The 18,332-nt window shown below is 73.1% G+C and carries 13 protein-coding genes and 1 pseudogene; 9 read left to right on the top strand and 5 right to left on the bottom strand.

All coding sequences use genetic code 11. The features are described from left to right. The first annotated feature begins 434 nt into the window (after positions 1 to 434). A complete protein-coding gene (locus tag OP86_RS27105) occupies positions 435 to 1,121 on the top strand; it encodes an ABC transporter ATP-binding protein (RefSeq protein ID WP_245231833.1) in 687 nt (228 codons plus the stop codon). Between the two features lie 115 nt (positions 1,122 to 1,236). Here the strand turns inward: OP86_RS27105 and OP86_RS27100 are convergent, their stop codons facing one another. The 3 genes from OP86_RS27100 to OP86_RS27090 all read right to left on the bottom strand — a co-directional run bounded on the left by OP86_RS27100 (position 1,237) and on the right by OP86_RS27090 (position 5,389). Further along, on the bottom strand, positions 1,237 to 2,859 hold the full coding sequence (locus tag OP86_RS27100; protein WP_078653654.1) for an FAD-binding oxidoreductase: 1,623 nt from the start codon (positions 2,857 to 2,859) through the stop codon (positions 1,237 to 1,239). A gap of 343 nt (positions 2,860 to 3,202) precedes the next feature. Then, complete coding sequence (locus tag OP86_RS27095) at positions 3,203 to 4,819, bottom strand: alpha/beta hydrolase (protein ID WP_033333601.1); 1,617 nt, start codon at positions 4,817 to 4,819, stop codon at positions 3,203 to 3,205. 237 nt (positions 4,820 to 5,056) lie between these two features. Further along, the gene (locus tag OP86_RS27090; protein WP_030061689.1) at positions 5,057 to 5,389 is read right to left on the bottom strand and encodes a hypothetical protein; all 333 of its coding nucleotides are present in this window, start codon (positions 5,387 to 5,389) and stop codon (positions 5,057 to 5,059) included. A 128-nt stretch (positions 5,390 to 5,517) separates the two neighbouring features. Between OP86_RS27090 and OP86_RS27085 the strand changes: the two genes are divergently transcribed. Then, positions 5,518 to 6,207, top strand: a complete 690-nt coding sequence (locus OP86_RS27085) for a TetR/AcrR family transcriptional regulator C-terminal domain-containing protein (protein ID WP_051830738.1) — start codon at positions 5,518 to 5,520, stop codon at positions 6,205 to 6,207. Positions 6,208 to 6,318: 111 nt separating this feature from the next. Here the strand turns inward: OP86_RS27085 and OP86_RS27080 are convergent. Beyond that, a pseudogene (locus tag OP86_RS27080) lies at positions 6,319 to 6,501 on the bottom strand (DUF6191 domain-containing protein); the annotation flags it as partial. 35 nt (positions 6,502 to 6,536) lie between these two features. After that, the gene (locus OP86_RS27075; RefSeq protein WP_030061687.1) at positions 6,537 to 7,127 is read right to left on the bottom strand and encodes a TetR/AcrR family transcriptional regulator; all 591 of its coding nucleotides are present in this window, start codon (positions 7,125 to 7,127) and stop codon (positions 6,537 to 6,539) included. A gap of 192 nt (positions 7,128 to 7,319) precedes the next feature. On the opposite strand from OP86_RS27075, the gene OP86_RS27070 reads away from it, so the two are divergent. From OP86_RS27070 to OP86_RS27040, 7 genes are all read left to right on the top strand, one after another. Further along, positions 7,320 to 8,495 (top strand): FAD-dependent monooxygenase, encoded by a 1,176-nt coding sequence (locus OP86_RS27070; RefSeq protein ID WP_033333595.1) that lies wholly within the window; start codon positions 7,320 to 7,322, stop codon positions 8,493 to 8,495. A gap of 57 nt (positions 8,496 to 8,552) precedes the next feature. Further along, complete coding sequence (locus OP86_RS27065) at positions 8,553 to 9,074, top strand: MarR family winged helix-turn-helix transcriptional regulator (protein ID WP_030061686.1); 522 nt, start codon at positions 8,553 to 8,555, stop codon at positions 9,072 to 9,074. A gap of 197 nt (positions 9,075 to 9,271) precedes the next feature. Beyond that, complete coding sequence (locus OP86_RS27060) at positions 9,272 to 9,760, top strand: hypothetical protein (RefSeq protein WP_030260113.1); 489 nt, start codon at positions 9,272 to 9,274, stop codon at positions 9,758 to 9,760. Continuing rightward, on the top strand, positions 9,757 to 10,623 hold the full coding sequence (locus tag OP86_RS27055; protein ID WP_030061685.1) for an NmrA family NAD(P)-binding protein: 867 nt from the start codon (positions 9,757 to 9,759) through the stop codon (positions 10,621 to 10,623). Before OP86_RS27060 ends, OP86_RS27055 begins: the two co-directional genes overlap by 4 nt. A gap of 480 nt (positions 10,624 to 11,103) precedes the next feature. After that, positions 11,104 to 15,018: a Pls/PosA family non-ribosomal peptide synthetase gene (locus tag OP86_RS27050; protein ID WP_033333594.1), complete on the top strand. Its 3,915-nt coding sequence runs from the start codon at positions 11,104 to 11,106 to the stop codon at positions 15,016 to 15,018. Positions 15,019 to 15,134: 116 nt separating this feature from the next. Further along, complete coding sequence (locus OP86_RS27045) at positions 15,135 to 16,460, top strand: M1 family metallopeptidase (protein ID WP_030061681.1); 1,326 nt, start codon at positions 15,135 to 15,137, stop codon at positions 16,458 to 16,460. Positions 16,461 to 16,594: 134 nt separating this feature from the next. Next, positions 16,595 to 17,992 (top strand): serine hydrolase domain-containing protein, encoded by a 1,398-nt coding sequence (locus OP86_RS27040; protein ID WP_245231832.1) that lies wholly within the window; start codon positions 16,595 to 16,597, stop codon positions 17,990 to 17,992. Positions 17,993 to 18,332 lie beyond the last annotated feature (340 nt).

Genomic DNA, 18,332 nt, shown 5'->3' with positions numbered 1-18,332 from the left:
GGCATTCGATCACCGGATAGCGGACGATGCTGTCAGAAAGCACCCAGGAACGGAAGGGACTTGCGCGAATCAAGTAAGCGATGAGCAAATTCCTTTCATTGATAGCATCCCGGCCGGGGATGCCCCGTTGAAATGCCATGCACACTTCACAAATCCGGCTCCACCGCACTCCTTTGGCCACCGAACTCCGCCCTCGCTTTTCTTCCCGGGAACGTGAACCAGCGGAGCCGTCGTATCCGTAGAGACGGAATGGAACCGGGTCACCACGCCCACAGGGGGGACGCCGCATGACACAGGATCAAGCCGCAACCGCCACCACCACGGCCAACGCGACCAACGCGACCGCCACGGCTACGACCGGGATCACGGCCGCGGCCGCGACCGAGACCGAGACCGCGACCGCGACCGCGACCGCGACCGCGACCACCGAACCGATGGTCACCGTGACCGACCTCCGACGCAGCTTCGGCACCGGCGAGCGGGCCGTACACGCACTGCGCGGCATATCCTTCACCGTCGGCCGCGGCGAACTCACCGCCCTCAAGGGCCGTTCCGGCTCCGGCAAGACGACCCTGCTCAACCTGGTCGGCGGCCTGGACTCCCCGACCGGCGGCAGCATCGCCATCGCCGGCACCGAACTCGGCGGACTGAACGAGGACGGCCGGCTCGCCCTGCGCCGGGAGCGGATCGGCTTCGTCTTCCAGTCCTTCGGGCTGATCCCGATGCTCACCGCCGCGGAGAACGTCGGCGTGCCGATGCGGCTGCGCAAGGTCGACGCCGCCGAGCGCGAGGAGCGCACCCACGCCCTGCTGGCGCTGGTCGGCCTGGCCGACCACGCCAACCAGCGCCCCGGCGAACTCTCCGGCGGCCAGCAGCAGCGCGTCGCCATCGCCCGCGCACTGGCCAACGAGCCCGGCCTGATCATCGCCGACGAGCCCACCGGTCAGCTGGACTCGGAGACCGGCCGCTCGATCATGGAGCTGCTGCGCGCGGTGGTGCGCAGCGAGGGCGTCACGGTGCTGGTCGCCACCCACGACCCGACGCTGATGGGGCTCGCCGACCGAGTGATCGAGCTCCGGGACGGGCGGGTCGTCGAGGAGGAGGCCGAGCAGGCCGCGTAGCGGGAGCGGGGCGGAGCGCGAGGCGGGAAGCGCGGGGCGGGGAGTGCGGGGATGCGGGGTGCGTCCTCGTACTCCCGTCCCTGCCACGGGGTCGAATGCTCAAGCAGGCGGACCGTCAGCCCTTGGCCGGGATGATCGACTGAGCATGGTGGAACACCTCCTCCCCGTCCCAGTACGCCTTCACTCGCTGGAGCCGCGCGTAGTTGTCCTTGTAGTAGAGGCGCGGGTACGCCGGGTCGGGCTGGTAGGCCGTGCCCAGGTCGGTGTCCGGGTAGTTGACGTAGGCGCCGTCCGTCGCGGTGTCGATCTCCGGGACGCCGCCGGTCTCCCGGTAGACGTCGCGATAGAGGCCGCTCAGGTACGTCAGGTGCGCGGTGTCCTCGGCCTGGTCCGTCCAGTACGTCTGGTACTGCAACTTCATGATCGAGTCGCGCTGCGGGACGGCGGTCTCGTCGGGCCGGCGGGTGTTGATCCGGCAGCCGTAGGAGTCGATCTGGACCAGCGTCTTCGAGAGGTCCGCGCCCTCGACGTCCCGCACCAGCCTGTCCCAGAAGGTGGCGATCTGCGCCGGGCTGAACGGCTCCCGGTGGTAGGCCGACTTGTACTTGCCCCGCTGGTTGTCGCCCGAGGGGTTGAGCGTCATGGTGGCCTGGAACCAGGGCAGTTGCCGCCGCTTCTCCGGATAGGGCAGGAACAGCCCGCCGGCGGCGCGGGTCTGGGCCACCGACCAGGTGGCCATCCCACGCTCGACGGCCGCCACGAAGGCGTCGAGCGGCGCCGGGTCGTCGCCGTCCCACTGGCTGAACAGGACGACGTTCCCGTTGGAGTGGTGGGTGAGCTTGAGGATCGCGAACAGCCCCTGGTACACCCGCTCCTGCGGGCCGCTGTGCTCCGCCATGAAGGCGCCGAAGTTGCGCACCAGCGTCTCGAAGTCGGCGGGCCGCCGGAGCAGTTCGCCCCAGGGCCAGGCGACGCTGCTGAGCCAGACCCGGGGCGGCGGCTGGGGCACGTCCAGCGAGAAGTGGTAGCGCAGCACCACCCCGAAGTTGCCGCCACCACCACCGGTGTGGGCCCAGAAGAGGTCCTGCTCGGGCGAGCCCTTCGCGTCCTCGCGGTGCGCCCGTGTCACCACCGCGGTGCCGCCCCGCACGGTGACCACGTCGACCTGGACCAGGTGGTCCACGGTGAGCCCGTGCCGGCGGGACAGCACGCCGAACCCGCCGCCGCAGATGTGCCCGCCGGCGCCGATCGAGTAGCAGGACCCGGCCGGCAGGGTGACGGCGTGCTCGCGGAACAGCGTGGTGTAGACGTCCCAGTTGGTCGCACCGCCCTCGACGCAGTACGTGGGCCGGCCGAACTTGTCCGTCGAGGCGGCCACGCCGCACATCGTGCTGAGGTCGAGGATGACGCCCCGGTCGTTGTCGACGAAGCCCTCGTAGCAGTGCCCGCCGCTGCGGACCGTCGGCCGCAGCCCGCGGTCCAGCACCCGGTTCAGCTCGGCGACGGCGTCCGCCTCGTTGCCCACCAGCCGGATGTACGCGGGGCTGCTGTGCCACCGCTGGTTGAAGCCCTGGCTGAGCGTCCGGTACCGCGGATCACCCGGAAGTACCGACCGCCCCTTCGGCAGTTCCCGGGGCGCTCCCCCGGCGGCGGCAGCGGTCGTCGAACCGACGGTGATCCCGGCGGCGGCCGCGCCGGCACCACCCAGGAATCCCCGTCGGGAGAAATCGTGCTGCATGCACTGTCCCCACTTTCTCGGTGTCGAGAGAAGCTGGCGAGCCGCACGCTAACACGGGTATTCGATTTCGAGAAACCATTTTAAAAAGTGTGACAGTACGTCATTCCTGGCGAGTGGTAACGGTCATGGTGTTCGCCGATCTTCCGGACCGCATTGTCAGTGGCGTCGGCTATGGTCGCCGGCGACTGGGGGAATCCGCTCCACGGGAGGTTCGATGACGATCTTCTGCCGCATTGTCCGCGTGCTCCGGGAAGCCGGCCGGAAAGCACGGTCGTGGTGGCCGGCGAGGCCGCCGACCACCACGACTGTTGGCTCGTCCGTCAGGCGCCCGGAGGCCCGCCCGTCAGACCGCCGGGAAGATCTCCGCGTCCGGCTTCAGCAGCTGGCCGGGCTTCGGCGCGGTGCGGTCCACCAGGTAGCGGGTGACCAGCTCGTTCAGCGCCTTGCTGCGGCCGACGGCGCAGTGCTCGATCGAGTCGACGCTGACCAGCACCGCGTTGCCCAGCTGCTGCTGCATCCGCTGGGCGAACTTGTACTGGGTGGCCGGGTCGTAGAGGTTGCCGATCACCATCACGGTGTTGGAGGTCTTCTTGTTCCACGGGCCGGAGAAGCGCTCGGCGTCCCGGGCCGGGGCCGGCCAGCTCGCGCACGCCGGCGCGTCGAAGGCCTGGTAACGGCCGAAGGTCGGCGACTCCTGCTCCCAGGCCTTGGCCGCGTTCGCGAACACCCGGTCGTTCGACGGGTAGGGCTTGTCCTGGCAGTTGACGCCCATGTAGGAGTCGTCGGCGGTGTACTCGGAGTCGGCCGGAGCCTCACGCAGCGCCCGCGGGACGTCCACCGAGAGGACGTTGGCGTCCTCGTCCGCGACGTTCGCCTTCGGGGCCAGCAGGGCGGCGGCGTTCGGCTTCTGCAGCACCTGGTAGGTCGCCTGCAGCGACTTGGCCAGGGGGGCCAGCTTGGCCTGCGAGTACAGGGCGCTGGCGACCTCGCTGGTGAAGCTGCTCAGCGTCACCTTGGAGCCGTTCGCCAGCGTGATCGGGCTGGTCCGCAGGTGGTCGCGGAGCTGGTCGAACTTGGCCCGGGTGTCGCCCTCGCCGAAGGCGCAGCGCGGCGCACCGGCGGCCTGGCAGCGCTTCAGGAACTCGTCCAGGGCCAGCTCGAAGCCGCCCGCGCGCTGGCGGTCGTACTCCAGGCCGTTGTGCAGGCGCAGGTTCGGGTCGACGTTGCCGTCGATGATGATCGCCCGGACCTTGTTCGGGTACATGTTGGCGTACGTCGAACCGATCAGGGTGCCGTAGGAGAATCCGGCGAAGGTGAGCTGGGCGTCACCGACGGCGCGGCGCATCCGGTCAAGGTCGCGCACCACGTTGATGGTCGACATGTGCTCGATCAGCGGGCCGGCGTTCTTGCTGCAGGCGTCGGTGTAGTCCTGGTCCGCGTCCAGCGTGTCGTCGACCTCGGCCTTGGTGACCGGCACGCCGACCATGCGGTTGTTGACCGCGTCGGCGTCCTCCTGGGTCTTGTAGCACTTGAGCGGGTTGCTCCGGGCCACACCGCGCGGGTCGAAGCCGACCAGGTCGAACTTGGACTGCACCTCGGGGCCGAAGCGGCTGGTCGTCGCCCACAGGTAGCCACTGCCGCCCGGGCCGCCCGGGTTGAGGAACAGCGAGCCGATCCGCTTCGACGGGTCGCTCGCGCGCCGCCGCATCATGGCGATGCCGATCTTCTCACCCGACGGGTTGTCGTAGTCCAGCGGCACGGGGTAGACGGCGCAGTCGTAAATGCCCGGGTCCGGCTTGCTCGGGTCGGGGTTGCACGGGGTCCAGGCGACAGGGTCGACCTTCGCCTCGGCCAGGCTCGGGGCCTGGTCCACCGGTGCTGCCGAGGCGGCGACGGCGGAACCGGTGACAAGGGCGAGGGCGCAGGTGACTGCTCCGGCCAACGTGGATATGCGGGACAAGGAACCTCCTCGTACGGAAAGGGCGGCCCCAGCCTGTCAGTCGGAGATCTCCGTGGGAAGACCTCAGCACAGCGGAAATTCCCCGCGGACGATCCCATGTGCGGCGGAATATTCTGTGAATAGCCAGACTTGACGGTTGATTGACCTGAGAATAAGTCAGATTTCGCCCATTCCCAGGCCATTCGCCCGACGCCCGGCCGGTACCCTCCCGACGCCCGGCCGACGGCCGGAGCACCGTCACTCCGCGATCGGCTGCGACAGATTGTCCTCGGCGAGCACCTGGTAGACCGTGTTCAGGATCGGCGGACCGACCAGGTCCTTGATCCGCTCGAAACGGCGCTCCTCGACCGGGGCGAGTCGCTCCATCCAGGCCTGCATGGAATCCGGCCCGTGGTCGCCCTCGATCAGCGCGATGGTGATGATCTCCCGCGAGTCCTCCAGTGCGGTGGCGCTGATCACCCGGGTGCGGGGATCGTCCGGGAACACCTCGTCCGGGATCCACGCCTTGCGGAACTCCCCGTACTCCACACCCTCGTTGAGCTTGCGCACCATGACGGCGACGAGCTGCATGACATCCTCCCCAGTGTGTTTCTTGCAGTGCAAGAAGTTGACGTCGACTATTGTTTTCTTGCGCTGCAAGAGTTGTCAAGACCCCAGTGGAACCGCCCCGGTGACACCCGGGAGCCCAGGAGGAGCAGATGCCGAGCCGACGCACGCGCCCGAGGACGGGCCTGACCCGCGAGAAGATCATCGACGCCGCTCTCGCCTACGTGGACGAGCACGGCCTCGCCGCGCTCTCCAACCGCAAGCTCGGCGCGGCCCTCGGCGTCGAGGGCATGACGCTCTACTACTACGTCCCCAGCAAGGCCGCCCTGCTCGACGGCATGGTCGAGCGCCTGCTGGAGCTGTCGGCCGGGGCCCTCTTCGCCGAGCCCGAGGGGCCGTGGACGGAGGTCGTCCGGGAGTTCGCGGTCGAGCTGCGCCGGCTACTCCTCGCCCACCCCGCCATGCTCACCGTCCTGGCCACCCGCCCGGCCGCCACCCCGACCGCCCTCGCCCTGCTGGAACGCGGCATCGCCGTACTCCGCGATGGCGGCGTCCCGCTCGGCGACGCGCTCGACGTGCTCAACTCTGTGGTCCGGTGGACCATCGGGCACACCCTCGGCGAGGCCGGGGAGACGCCCCACCACGAGGGCACCGAGCCCCAGCCCGAACAGTTCGCCGCCCTCGACCAGGCCACCTTCCCCCGCCTCGCACGGGCCTTCGCCACCGGCGAGGGTCTCGACTCCGAGCAGTGCTTCCACCGCACGCTCCGCATCCTGCTCGCCGGCTACGCCGCCGAGTTGGGGCGCGCCGAGTTGGGGCACGCCGACGGCGGGGGCCCGTGACGGGTGCATGGTGGGCCGCACGGCCCGCACGCACCCGGCGCGGGTCCGGCCGCAATCACAGCGGCCGCCGGAGCGGCGTCGCCCGCCGATCCGGGAGGAGCGACCGCCCGGTCAGGAGGCCTTCGGCAGCCGGCACCCCGCCGAACCGCGCGCCAAGTCGACCTCGGTCCGGTTCGGCGGGGCGCCGTCCTCGCCATCGTCACGCAGCATCAACGCCGACTGCCGCTCCTTGAGTTCGTACTGCTTGCCCGCCGAGAACCTGGCGTGCAACTCCTCGAAGCCGGTCGCGGACACCGAGGGCCTGTCCGGCGGATCTTGCCGGACAGGCCCTAGCTCGCGCTCGCCCCGCGCAGGGCGGCCGCCACCAGCCCCTCGATCTCGTCGGCTCCCGGCTCTCCTCCGCCCACCAGGCGGTCGAAGACCAGACCGTCGACGCAGGCGAGCAGCGTGCCGGTCCGTCTGTCCGGGTCCGGTACGCCCCGTTCGACGAGGAACGCACGGACGGCGGCGCGTCCGGCGTTTTCACGGGGGACGAGAATCTCCCGCAGTTCGGGGTCGCGCACGCTCTCCACCGCACACGCGTAGCGGGCGAGCGAGCGCCGTCGCCCCTCGCCGGTCAGCCGGTGCCGCGTCAACGCGCTGATTCCGTCGACCAGTTCCTCCGCCGAGCGGACGGGCACTTGCTCCCCCATCATCTGCAGCTCGCGCTGGTCCAGCTCCACGAGCCGCCGCACCAGCGCGGTGAGCAGCGCCTGCCGCGTCCGCAGATAGGCCGAGGTGGTCCCCACCGGCAGCCCCGCCGCCGCGTCCACCGCCCGGTGGGTCAGCCCGCGCACCCCCAGGTCCGCCAGCACCCCGATCGCCGCATCCGCCAGCACCGTCCGCCGGTCCGGCCGCCCCTGCTCCTCGTCTCGCCGCATGCCCCCTTTCTACAGCCGCCTTCCCCGATGCCGACCACCGAGGCCGCCGCCGCGACGGCAGCAGCAGCCACCGTCTCGTTCTGCCCCGGTCTACCGCCCCCGGGACGGACGGCCGCAGATAAGCCCGTAGTACGCTCCCCCCACAGCTTCTACAGCTGTAGAAAACAGCGCGGCAACACGGGAGGACCGGGCATGAGCAGCAACAGCGCGGTAGTGGTCGGCGGCGGGATCGGCGGACTGGCGGCCGCGATCGGACTCCGGCTGGCGGGGTGGGAGGTCACGGTGGTCGAGCGGGCCGCCGTCCTGGACGATGCCGGGGCCGGCATCTCGCTGGCCGCCAACGGGATGCGCGCGCTCGCCGCCCTGGGGGTCGGCGAGGCGGTCGAGGCGGCCGCGCGCCGCCAGTACACCGGCGGCACCCGGACGCCCGACGGCCGTCGGCTCGCGATGATGGACGGGGAGGCGCTGGAGCGGGAGCTGGGCGCCCCGATCGTCGGCATCCCGCGCGCCGCCCTGCACCGGATCCTGCGCCAGGCCCTGCCCACCGAGTCCCTGGTGATCGGCGCCGAGGTGACCGACGTGGACACCACGGACCCGTCCCGGGTCCGGGTCCGCCACGGCGACAGCACCCTGGACGCCGCCCTCGTCGTGGCGGCCGACGGCATCAACAGCCGCCTCCGGCGCCGCCTCTTCCCCGCTCACCCCGGGCCGGCGTACAGCGGCTCGACGGTCCTGCGGGCGATCACCGAGCGCCCGGTCGACGGCCTGACGGCGGACTTCGAGCTCACCTGGGGCCACGGCGCCGAGTTCGGCCACATCGCCTTCCCGGACGGCACGGCCGAGTGGCACGCCGTCCTCAACGCCCCGGCCGGGGTCCGCTACCGCGATCCGCTGACCGAGGTCCGCCGCCGCTTCGCGCGCTGGCACGAGCCGATCCCCGCACTGCTGGCCGCGACCCGCCCGGAGGCGGTACTGCACCACGATGTCAACGTGCTGGCCACCCCGCTGCCCTCCTTCGTCGCGGGCCGGATCGCCCTGCTCGGGGACGCGGCGCACGCCATGACGCCGCACCTCGGCCAGGGCGCCTGCCAGGCCCTGGAGGATGCGGTGACCCTGGCGGCGGCGCTCGCCGGGGCCCCATCGGTCGAGGGCGCGCTCGCCCGGTACGACGCGGCCCGACGGCCGCGCAGCCAGACCGTCGCCCGGGACGCCCGCCGGGCCGGCCGGATGGGCCAGCAGCTGGCCAACCCGCTGGCGGTCGGCCTGCGCAACGCCGCGATCCGGCTCACCCCGCCCGGCGTGATGGTCCGGACCGTCCTGAAGCACGCCGACTGGGCACCGCCCCGGATCGCTCCGCGTGCCGCCTAGGCAAGAACCGCGGCTCGCGCTTGACGGAACATCTGATTAGGCGCCATATTTCTTCTCGTGACGCAGCATCCCGGAGCCGATCCCGACGCACCCACCCTGGACCAGGCCCGCCGCCAGATCGCCCGCTACGGCCTCAGGGCCGATCCGCAGGCGATCCTGGTCGCAGCCCGGCTCATGGCGGCGGGTGCCCGGCTCGGCCAGGCCGGCGAGGTGCACTTCGGCCGCTTCGGACTCTCCACCGGCCGCTACCGACTGCTGGCCGACCTGGAGGACCACGGCGGCGAGAAGTCGCCCTCCCAGCTCGCGGCGAGCCTCGGCGTCTCCCGGGCGACCGTGACCGGCCTGGTCGACGGCCTGGAACGGGAGGGGCTGGTGGCCCGCCGCCCGTCCACCGAGGACGGGCGCGGCAACGTGGTGATCCTCACCGCGCGCGGCGCCGACAGGCTGCGCGACCTGGCGCCCGAGCACTTCACCCGGATGCAGGCGCTGGTCGGCGGCCTCTCCGTCGAGGAGCGCACCACCTTCCTCGACCTACTGGCGCGGGTGGTCGCCGGCATGGCCGCACTGACCGCGGACTGACCCCCCGACGCCCCCTCCCGCCGCCACCCCCTCCCGGAGCCACCTCCACCCCGGAGCGACCTCCGCACCCGGGCGGGCCGCCCCACCGAGCGGCCCGCCCCCCTTCCGACCGCATAGTTAGGCACCTAAGCACTGATAGTTAGGTACCTAATCACAACGCCCCGTGAATCACATCCGTCGAACAAGGAGCAGAAACCGTGAGCAAGAAGGCCCCCGGCGCACCCCCGCCGTTCGTCCTGTGGCGCGAGGTGCTGGCCGCCTACGCCATGCCCGCCGTGTCCGCCGGCCTCGGCGGGGTCCTCACCCACCGACCGGAGCTGGTGGTCGCCGCGGCCACCAGCATCGGCGGCACCTCCGCCGTGGTGGCCGCCGCCCTCGGCTCGGTGCTGCGGCGCCGCCCCGCCCACGCCGAGCCCGCCCGGACGCCCCGCGCCCTGGCGGCTGCCGCCCTCGGCCTGGCCGCCGCCGCGCTCGCCCTCGCCGCCGGCCTCGCCGCCGCGCACTGGCTCCCGCACGTCCCGGCCCTCGCCGGCAGCCCCTGGCCACGCCGACTGCCGATCGACCTGCCGGTCTCCTCGGCGATCGCCGCCACCGTCACCACCTGGCGCTGGCGCGGCAGCCGCCGGACCCGCGAACCGCAGCACCGACGTCCCACCGCCCCGCAACCCGAAAGGCAGATGTCATGATCGTCATCATGGGCGCCGCCGGCGCCACCGGCGGCGCCACCCTGCGCAGCCTCGCCACCCTCGGCGCGCCGAGCCGCGCGCTCAGCCGCGACCCCGCCCGCCTCGCCGCCGGACTGGACGAGCGGACCCTCGCCCGGACCGAACCGTTCGCGGCCGACGCCGCCGACCCGGACTCCCTCCGGGCCGCCTTCCACGGCACGCGCCAGCTCTTCCTCACCATGGCCAACAGTCCGCACCAGGTCCGGTACGAGCTGAACGCGATCGACGCGGCCCTCGACTGCGGGGTGGAACACATCGTCAAGGTCTCCGCACCCGCCGCCGAGCCGGACTCCCCCGTCGCGGTCTCCCGCGGCCACCACCTGGTCGAGGAACGCCTGCGCTCCTCCGGCGTCGCCACCACCGTCCTGCGCCCGTACGCGTTCATGCAGAAGCTGCTGCTCCTGGCGCCGGGCATCGCCGCCGCCGGGGTGGTGCACGGCGCGATGGGGCAGGCGCGGTGCAACTACGTGGACGTCCGGGACGTCGGCGACCTCGCCGCCGAGGTCCTCACCCGCCCGGAGCTGGCGGGCGGCACCTACCCGCTGACCGGCGGACGGGCCTACAGCCACCCGGAGCTCACCGCACTGCTGGGCGAGCTGCTCGGCCGCCCGGTCCGCTACCTCGACCTCTCCCCGGCGGAGCTGCACGCCCACCTGGTCGAGCGGGCCGGGATGCCCGGCTGGCTCGCCGCCCACGTGGTGGAGATCCAGCAGCTCGCGGCGGTCCGCCGGGAGACGCCCGACGGCACCTTCACCCACGTCACCGGGCGCAGCCCGCGCACACTGGACGCCTTCCTCCAGGAGCACCTGCACCACTTCCACTGAGCGCCCACTGAGCGCCCGATCGCCATCCGATCGCCGTCCGTTCACTGACTGATCACCTACTGATCCTCCGCTTGTTACCCACCGGTCACCCCGCCCCCCGTGGCGGGTCCGGCAACGGCCGGACCGCACATCCGCGAAATGGCCGAAACGCCGGGCCCGCCACCCGAAGGGAGCAGTATTCGCTGTGTCATGGATCACGATCCGAAATTCGACCTGACGATCAGTCAATTCGACTGATGTGTCGTCACATCAATGACACCAAGGCACAGTTGTTGAATGACCATCCGTCAGATTCGGTCAGTCCCGGCCGAGTTGGGTCGGAATCCGCCCCGTACGCCGTCCGTCACCCGGGGCTACCATCGGTCGGGTTGTCCGCTCCGGCCCCGGAGTGGGGTCACCCGGATCCGGCGAGTGCTCCCACCGCCCCCAAGGGCCGGGCATCGATCGGGACGGGGCGAGGACGAGGAGCGCAGGGCTGCCATGACAGCTGAACCGAACCGACCGACCGAACCCAGCCGACCGACCGAACCGGGCCGGCCGAACCAGGACGCCACGCCGCCGCACGCCCTCTTCCCGGGCCGTCCGGCCGCCGCGCCGCGCACCCTGGTGGACGTGCTGGACTCCACCGTGCGCGCCCACCCCGACGAGCCGGCCCTGGACGACGGCCGCACCGTGCTCAGCTACCGCGCGCTGGCCGCCGAGGTCGGGCAGCTGCGCCGCCGGCTGACCGCCGCCGGGATCGGCCCGGGCGACCGGGTGGGCGTGCGCGTGCCCTCCGGCACCAACGACCTGTACGTCTCGATCCTGGCCGTGCTCGCCGCCGGGGCCGCGTACGTCCCGGTGGACGCGGAGGACCCGGACGAGCGCGCCGAGCTGGTCTTCGGCGAGGCCGACGTCGCCGCCGTTCTCGGCGCCGAGCGCGCCCTCACCATCACCACCGAGCGCAGCACAACCGAACGCACCCCCACCGGCCCCACCCCCGCCGACGACGCCTGGATCATCTTCACCTCCGGTTCCACCGGCAAGCCCAAGGGCGTCGCCGTCACCCACCGCAACGCCGCCGCCTTCGTGGACGCCGAGGCCGCGCTCTTCCTCCGGGACGAGCCGATCGGCCCCGGCGACCGGGTGATGGCCGGACTGTCGGTGGCCTTCGACGCCTCCTGCGAGGAGATGTGGCTGGCCTGGCGGCACGGCGCCTGCCTGGTGCCCGTCCCCCGCTCCCAGGTGCGCAGCGGCGCCGACCTCGGCCCCTGGCTGGCCGAGCAGGAGATCACCGTGGTCTCCACCGTCCCGACCCTGGCCGCGCTGTGGCCGGCCGAGGCGCTCAACGAGGTGCGGCTGCTGATCTTCGGCGGCGAGGCCTGCCCGCCCGAGCTGGTGCAGCGCCTGGTCACCGAGGGCCGCGAGGTGTGGAACACCTACGGCCCCACCGAGGCCACCGTGGTCGCCTGCGCCGCCCTGCTGACCGGCGAGGGCCCGGTGCGGATCGGCCTGCCGCTGGACGGCTGGGACCTCGCCGTGGTGGACGAGGCCGGCGAGCCGGTCACCCCCGGCGGCACCGGCCAGCTGGTGATCGGCGGGGTGGGCCTGGCCCGCTACCTCGACCCGGAGAAGGACGCCGAGAAGTACGCGCCGCTGCCCTCGCTGGGCTGGGAGCGCGCCTACCGCAGCGGCGACCTGGTCCAGGCCGACCCGGCCGGTCTGCTGTTCCTCGGCCGCACCGACGAGCAGATCAAGCTGGGCGGCCGCCGGATCGAGCTCGGCGAGGTCGACGCGGCGCTGCAGGCCCTGCCCGCGGTGGCGGGCGCGGCCGCGGCCGTCCGGACCGCCCGCGGCGGCAACCAGCTGCTGGTCGGCTACCTGGTCGTCCAGGAGGACTTCGACCGCGAGCAGGCCGTCGAGCGGCTGCGCGCCGAACTGCCCGCCGCCCTCGTCCCGCTGCTCGCCACCGTCGACACGCTGCCCACCCGGACCTCCGGCAAGGTCGACCGGGCCGCCCTGCCCTGGCCGCTGCCCGAGCTGGAGGCCGCGGGCCCGAGCGAGCAGCTGTACGGCACCGAAGCCTGGCTGGCCGAACAGTGGGCCGAGATCCTCGGCATCAAGGTCGGCGGCCCGCGCGACGACTTCTTCGCGGTCGGCGGCGGCAGCCTGGCCGCCGCCCGGCTGACCACCCTGCTGCGCACCCGCTACCCGAACGCGGCCGTGCTGGACATCTACCAGCACCCGACGCTGCGCAAGCTCGCCCGGCACCTGGAGGGCACCGCCGCCGACGGCGCCGAGGCCCGGACCGTCTCCCTGGTGCCGACCAGGGCCAAGCTGCTGCAGCTGCTCCTGCTGGTGCCGCTGTTCACCGTGGTCGGTCTGCGCTGGACGGTCGCCCTGCTGGCGGCCGGCAACCTGCTCACCCACCTCGGGGACTACCCGTGGGCGCCCACCGCGTCCTGGTGGTGGGTCGGCGCGGGCGCGCTCGCCCTGTACACCCCGGCCGGCCGGCTGGCGGTCTCGGCGGGCGGCGCCCGGCTACTGCTGCGCGGCCTGCGCCCCGGCAGCCACCCGCGCGGCGGCGCCGTCCACCTGCGGCTGTGGGCCGCCGAGCGGCTCGCCGAGCTCAGCGGCGCGACCTCACTGTCCGGCGCCTGGCTGGTGCGCTACGCCCGCGCGCTGGGCTGCAAGGTCGCGCCCGAGGTGGACCTGCACTCGCTCCCGCCGCTCACCGGGATGCTGAAGCTGGGCCGCGGCTGCGCGGTCGAGGCCGAGGTGGACCTGTGCGGCTACTGGCTGGACGGCGACCAACTGCTCATCGGCCAGGTCAAGGTCGGCTCCGGCGCCGTCGTCGGCACCCGCTCGACGCTGCTGCCCGGCGCCCGCGTCGGCAAGCGCGCCCAGGTGGTGGCCGGCTCCACCGTCACCGGCCAGGTCCCGACCGGCCAGCGCTGGGCCGGTGCGCCCGCCGTCAAGCTGGGCCGCGCCGAACGCGTCTGGCCCGAGAAGCGTCCGGCGCGCCGGGCCCGCTGGGCCGCGATGTACGGCGTCGGCGGTGCCGTGCTCGGCCTGCTCCCCGCGCTGCCCGCCCTCGCCGCCCTCGCCGTGCTCTCCTGCTTCGTCCACCAGGGCGACCCGCTCGGCCCGGCACTCGGCGGGGCTCTGCTCGGCCTGCTGCCCGCGACCCTGGCGTACGGCGCGGTGTACGCGGCGCAGCTGCTCGCCCTGGTCCGGCTGCTGAGCATCGGCCTGGTGCCCGGGGTGCATCCGCTGCACGGCCGGGTCGGCTGGCAGGCCTGGACGGTCACCCAGCTGATGGACCGGGCCCGGGAGGTGCTGTTCCCGCTCTACGCCGGGCTGGTCACTCCGCTGTGGCTGCGGGCGCTCGGGATGCGGGTCGGCCGGGGCTCCGAGGTGTCGACGGTGCTGGCACTGCCCAGCCTGACCACGGTCGGCGACGGCGCCTTCCTGGCCGACGACACCCTGATGGCGCCGTACGAGCTGGGCGGCGGCTGGGTGCGCCTCGGCGAGGCGAAGGTCGGCGACCGGGCGTTCCTGGGCAACTCCGGGATGACCGCGCCGGGCCGGTCGGTGCCCAAGCGCGGCCTGGTGGGCGTGCTGTCGGCGACGCCCGCGAAGGCGAAGAAGGGCGGCTCGTACCTGGGCATGCCGCCGATGCGGCTGCCGCGCTCGGCGGACCAGGCCGACCAGAGCCTGACGTACGAGCCGCCGGTCCGGCTGCTGTGGGCGCGCGGGCTGGTCGAGCTGGCCCGGGTGGTGCCGGTGCTGGCCTCGGGAGCGCTGGGCCTGCTGACGGTGGCGGCGCTGTCCCGGCTGGCCGCCGGCTCGCCGCTGACCGCCGCGCTGCTGTCGGGCCTGGTGCTGCTGGCGGCCGGCGCGGTGGCCTGCCTGGTCGCGGTGGCGGCGAAGTGGCTGCTGGTCGGACGCTTCCGGGCGGTGGAGCACCCGCTGTGGAGCGGCTTCGTGTGGCGCAACGAGCTGGCGGACACCTTCGTGGAGATGCTGGCGGTGCCCTGGCTGGTCGGCGCGGTGCCGGGCACGCCGGTGCTGAACCTGTGGCTGCGGGCGCTCGGCGCCGAGGTCGGGCACGGCGTCTGGTGCGAGAGCTACTGGCTGCCGGAGGCTGACCTGGTCACCCTCGGCGACGGGGTCAGCATCAACCGGGGCTGTGTGGTGCAGACCCACCTCTTCCACGACCGGATCATGCGGATGGATACTGTGGTCCTCCGCGAGGGCGCCACCCTGGGCCCGGGCGGCATCGTGCTGCCCGGCAGCACGGTGGGCGCGCGCAGCACGCTGGGCCCGGCCTCGCTGGTGATGCGCGCCGAGTCCGTCCCCGCCGACACCCGGTGGCTGGGCAACCCCATCGAGGCCTGGCAGACCACGTCATGACCACCCCGACGAGCAGCACCCCGACAAGCAGCACCCCACCGACGAACAGCATCACCCCGACGAGCAGTACCACCCCGACGAGCAGTCGTCCCGGCCCGCAGGAAGCGCACGTCTCCGTGAAGCCCAAGCACGCCCCGGCCGCCACCGGCGCCCCGGACCCGTACTTCCCGAACAACGGCGACCACCGCTACCGGGTGCACCGCTACGAGCTGGCGCTGGACTACCGGCCCGGGCCCAACCGGCTGGCCGGCTCAGCCCGGCTCAGCGCCGTGGCGGACGCGGCCCTGGCCGAGTTCGCGCTCGACCTGGCCGAGTTCCGGATCGGCCGGGTGCTGGTCGACGGCCGGGCCGCCCGCTACACCCACCGCGGCAGCAAGCTGCGGATCCGCCCGGCGAAGGCGCTCGCCGCGGGCGCGGCGTTCACCGTCGAGGTGCACTACACCGGCAACCCGCACCCGGTGCGCAGCCCGTGGGGCGGCCTGGGCTGGGAGGAGCTGACCGAGGGCGCGCTGGTGGCCAGCCAGCCGATCGGCGCGCCGTCCTGGTTCCCGTGCAACGACCGGCCCGCCGACAAGGCCACCTACCAGCTGGCCGTCACCACGCCCTCCCCGTTCACCGTCGTGGCGAGCGGCCGGCTGCTGACCCGCACCACCCGGGCGTCCAGCACCACCTGGGTGTACGAGCAGAGCGCGCCGACTCCGACGTACCTGGTGACGGTGTCGATCGGGCACTACCGGCCGGTCCCGCTGGCCGCGCGCCCGGCCGTGCCGCAGACCGGGTACGTGCCGGAGCGGCTGGCCACCGGCTTCGCCCGGGACTTCGCCCGGCAGCCGGAGATGGCGGCGTACTTCGGCCAGGTGTTCGGGCCGTACCCGTTCGGCGAGTACGCGGTGGTCGTCGCGGACGAGGAGCTGGACGTCCCGGTGGAGGCACAGGGCGTCGCCACCTTCGGCACCAACCACCTCGGCGGCGGCTGGGAGCGCGAACGGCTGATCGCCCACGAGCTCGCCCACCAGTGGTTCGGCAACAGCGTCACGATCGCGAACTGGCGGCACATCTGGCTCAACGAGGGCTTCGCCAAGTACGCGGAGTGGCTCTGGTCCGAGCACTCCGGCGGCCCCGGCGCGGCCGTGCACGCCGCCGCCGCGCACCACCTCCTCGCCGGGCTGCCGCAGGACCTGAACCTCGGCGACCCGGGCCGGAAGCTGATGTTCGACGACCGGCTGTACCAGCGCGGTGGGCTCCTCGTGCACGCGCTGCGGCGGGCGCTCGGCGACGACGCGTTCTTCGCGATGCTGCGGGACTGGACGAGCATCTACCGGCACGGCGTGGTCGACACCGCCGACCTGCGGGCGCACGCCGCCCGCTACACGCCGGCGCCGCTCGGCCCGCTCTTCGAGGCCTGGCTGGAGCGTCCGGAACTGCCGCCGCTGCCGGGCTGAGCCTTCGCCGACCCCATCCGCAGACCTCATCCGCCGAACTGAGCTGGGCGTCGGCCGGGCTGAGCGTCCATCACCCCGAGCATCAATCGGCTCGGGGCCGGCGCCGGGCTGGACTACTGTCCGTCCACATGTCGATGAGTTTCGAAGACCACATGACCGACCTGCCCGCGGAGCTGCTCCCCACCACCCGCCGCGCCCTGCTGCACCGGCTCGCCGTCGCCCAGTCCGAGGGGCGCACGCCCTCGATCGTCGCCGGCCTGGTGCGGGACGGGCGGCCGGTGTGGAGCGGCGCCCGCAGCATGGTCGACGGACACGCGCCCACCCCGGACGTCCAGTACCGGATCGGCTCGATCACCAAGACCTTCGTCGCCGTGCTGGTGCTGCGGCTGCGCGACGAGGGCCTGCTCGACCTCGCCGACCCGCTCTCCCGCCACCTGCCCGGCACCCCGGCCGACGACGCCACGATCGCCCAGCTGCTCTCGCACTCCTCGGGGCTCGCCGCCGAGACCCCCGGCCCGTGGTGGGAGCGGACGGAAGGCTCGCTGCGGCCCCGCCTCGACGACATCCTGGAGGCCGAACGGCCGCTCAAGCACCCGGCCGGACGGCGCCACCACTACTCCAACCCCGGCTACGCGCTGCTCGGCGCACTGGTGGAGCGGCTGCGCGGTGAGCCGTGGGGCGAGGTGCTGCGCCGCGAGCTGCTGGCGCCGCTCGGTATGGACCGCACCACGTTGCTGCCCGAGCACCCGCACGCCGGGGGCTTCGCCGTCCACCCGTGGGCCGACGTCATGCAGCCGGAGCCGCTCACCGACACCGGGCTGATGGGCCCGGCCGGCCAACTCTGGTCCACCGGAGCCGACCTGGCCCGCTGGGCGGTCTTCCTCGCCGCCGGGGACGACAAGGTGCTGTCCGCCGACACCCTCGCCGAGATGCGCCGCCCCGCCGTCGCCCCGGACGACGCCGGGTGGACCAACTCCTTCGGCCTCGGCCTGCAACTGCGCCGCCACGAGGGCCGGTTGCTGTACGGGCACACCGGCTCGATGCCGGGGTTCACGGCCGCGCTGTGGATCAGCGAGGCCGACGGCCTGGCCGCGTTCGCGCTGGGCAACGCCACCAGTGGCGCCAACACCCCGCAGCTGGCCGCCGAGTTGATCGCGCTCACCGCCGCGCACGAACCCCGGCTGCCCGAGCCCTGGCGCCCGCTGTCCGAGGTCGACCAGGAGCTGACGGCGCTGACCGGCCCCTGGTACTGGGGCGCCGCCCCGAACGCCCTGCGGCTGCGGGCCGACCGCGTCCTGGAGCTCACCCCGCTCTCCGGCACCGGCCGGGGCTCGCGCTTCCGCCCCGAGCCGGACGGCATCTGGACCGGCCTGGACAACTACTACGCGGGCGAGACCCTGCGGGTGGTCCACGCCGCCGACGGAACGGTCAGCCACCTCGACATCGGCTCCTTCGTCTACACCCGCGAACCGTACGGCCCGGAGGCCGCCGTCCCCGGCGGCGTCGATCCGGAGGGCTGGCGGGCCTACTGAGGCGTGCCCGAACCTGTCCGCGCATGACGGGGGCGTGCGGTGCATCCGCACGCCCCTGTTGTCCACCCCCTGCGAACGAGCACCCGGTGCCGGGCAGGTGACCGGCAGGCCACGGGTGGTCCCATTCAACAGGTGCACATCTGCGCTCCGCCGTGCCGCAACGTGGATGCCAACCGGCTTGGAGAGACATACCTCGACCGGTTCGCGTCCACGCCCAACCACCTGCGGACCGGGACGGTGCCCTGGCGATCCACGGCACCGCCGATCGTGCTGCCCTGGAGGGTCCGCCATGACCACCGTCCCCACGTACGCTCCGTCCGCAGTCGCTCCCACCCACGAC

It is taken from the genome of Streptomyces novaecaesareae (genome assembly GCF_000716875.1).
In the GTDB taxonomy this organism is placed as follows: domain Bacteria; phylum Actinomycetota; class Actinomycetes; order Streptomycetales; family Streptomycetaceae; genus Kitasatospora; species Kitasatospora novaecaesareae.
This window is presented reverse-complemented; position numbering and strand designations above follow the sequence as displayed.

Excerpts from the sequence above, each read along its gene's own strand:
- OP86_RS27075 (WP_030061687.1), bottom strand. The coding sequence starts at position 7,127 with ATGCGGCGAGACGAGGAGCAGGGGCGGCCGGACCGGCGGACGGTGCTG.
- OP86_RS27085 (WP_051830738.1), top strand. The coding sequence starts at position 5,518 with ATGCCGAGCCGACGCACGCGCCCGAGGACGGGCCTGACCCGCGAGAAG.
- OP86_RS27055 (WP_030061685.1), top strand. The coding sequence starts at position 9,757 with ATGATCGTCATCATGGGCGCCGCCGGCGCCACCGGCGGCGCCACCCTG.
- OP86_RS27100 (WP_078653654.1), bottom strand. The coding sequence starts at position 2,859 with ATGCAGCACGATTTCTCCCGACGGGGATTCCTGGGTGGTGCCGGCGCG.
- OP86_RS27040 (WP_245231832.1), top strand. The coding sequence starts at position 16,595 with ATGAGTTTCGAAGACCACATGACCGACCTGCCCGCGGAGCTGCTCCCC.
- OP86_RS27090 (WP_030061689.1), bottom strand. The coding sequence starts at position 5,389 with ATGCAGCTCGTCGCCGTCATGGTGCGCAAGCTCAACGAGGGTGTGGAG.
- OP86_RS27050 (WP_033333594.1), top strand. The coding sequence starts at position 11,104 with ATGACAGCTGAACCGAACCGACCGACCGAACCCAGCCGACCGACCGAA.
- OP86_RS27070 (WP_033333595.1), top strand. The coding sequence starts at position 7,320 with ATGAGCAGCAACAGCGCGGTAGTGGTCGGCGGCGGGATCGGCGGACTG.
- OP86_RS27105 (WP_245231833.1), top strand. The coding sequence starts at position 435 with ATGGTCACCGTGACCGACCTCCGACGCAGCTTCGGCACCGGCGAGCGG.